At 64.8% G+C, this 1,532-nt stretch carries 2 protein-coding genes; both read right to left on the bottom strand.

Features of this window, described 5'->3' with window-relative positions; translation table 11 throughout:
- Positions 1-268, bottom strand: a 268-nt coding sequence (locus B4E36_RS07275) for a tRNA-guanine transglycosylase (protein WP_345900177.1), incomplete at its 3' end; no start/stop codon positions are given.
- Positions 265-1,335, bottom strand: coding sequence for a tRNA preQ1(34) S-adenosylmethionine ribosyltransferase-isomerase QueA (gene queA / locus B4E36_RS07280; protein ID WP_292059743.1), 1,071 nt, complete (start codon positions 1,333-1,335; stop codon positions 265-267). The genes B4E36_RS07275 and queA, both read right to left, overlap by 4 nt.
- Between the last annotated feature and the right edge of the window lie 197 nt (positions 1,336-1,532).

Raw genomic sequence — 1,532 nt, forward strand, 5'->3', positions numbered from 1 at the left:
TCGGTTGCGGCCAGCGGATCAGCGAATGAAGGCCGCCGAGCCGCGCAACGCGTTCCGCGCCGGGGCGCAGCATCAGGTGATAGGTGTTGCCGAGGATAATGTCGGCGCCGAGATCGCGCACCTGGTCGAGATACATCGCCTTGACCGTGCCGGCGGTTCCGACCGGCATGAAGGCCGGCGTGCGGATTTCGCCGCGCGGCATGGTGATCGCGCCAAGCCGGGCATTGCCGTCGGTGGCCTTCAGGGTGAAACGGAAGTCTTCGCTCATCTGTCTTTCCTGAACAGCAGGCTGGAATCGCCGTAGGAATAAAATCTGTAGCCGGTTTCGATCGCATGGGCATAGGCCGCGCGCATGGTCTCAAGGCCGGAAAAGGCCGAGACCAGCATGAACAGCGTCGATTTCGGCAGGTGGAAATTGGTCATCAGCATATCGACGGCCCGGAAATGATAGCCGGGCGTGATGAAGATGCCGGTCTCGCCCTCCCACGGCGCGATCCGGCCATCCTCGGTGGCGGCGCTTTCCAGCAGCCGGAGCGAGGTGGTGCCGACGGAGACGATCCGCCCGCCTCGCGCCTTGATCGCGTTCAGCGCCGCGGCCGTTTCGGCCGAAACGATGCCGCGCTCGAAATGCATCACATGGTCGTCGGTGTCATCGGCCTTGACCGGCAAGAAGGTGCCGGCGCCGACGTGGAGCGTGACGAAATGGCGTTCGATGCCGGCCTGTTCCAGCGCCTGCATCAGGCGCGGCGTGAAGTGCAGGCCGGCCGTGGGCGCGGCAACCGCGCCGTTTTCACGGGCGTAGATGGTCTGGTAATCGTCGCGATCCTTGCCGTCCTCGGCGCGCTTGGAGGCGATATAGGGCGGCAGCGGCACGTGCCCGACGCGCATCATCGCCTTATCGAGCGCGCCGCCGCGCGCGTCGAATGTCAGCACCACCTCGCCGCCGTCCCGCTTTTCCTCGACCGTCGCGACAAGCGTCGTCGCGCCATCGGCGGAAACGAAACGCAGCACATCGCCAAGCTTGATGCGCTTGCCCGGCCGGGCAAAGGCATGCCAGAGATTGTCGGCCTTCCTGAGGTGCAGCGTCGCCGACACCGGCACCTCCTCGCCGCCCTCGCGGTGGCGAACGCCCTCAAGCTGGGCCGGGATTACCTTTGTGTCGTTGAACACCAGCGCATCGCCCGGCCGGAGGAAGGACGGGAGTTCGGAGACGACATGATCGCCTAGCCCCTCGCCCGGCCGCACCACCAGCAGACGCGCGCTGTCGCGCGGGCTCGCGGGCCGCAAGGCGATATTCTCGTCCGGCAGGTCGAAATCGAAGAGGTCTACGCGCATTGTATCAGGACATCTCTCAAATTCGAAAACCCGCCGGCCTTGGCCGGACGGGTTTGTCTGTGGCTGTACAGCTTTGCTCCCTCAATCTCCCCCTTGAGAGGGAGATGTCGCGAAAGCGACAGAGAGGGGTAAAGGGCGCAAGCCCTAAAAGCCGCAAACACTGTGCTCTCGGAGAGGTTTCACCCCTCTCTGCCCCT

The sequence above is a fragment of the Martelella sp. UBA3392 genome (genome assembly GCF_002358775.1).
In the GTDB taxonomy this organism is placed as follows: Bacteria; Pseudomonadota; Alphaproteobacteria; order Rhizobiales; family Rhizobiaceae; genus Martelella; species Martelella mediterranea.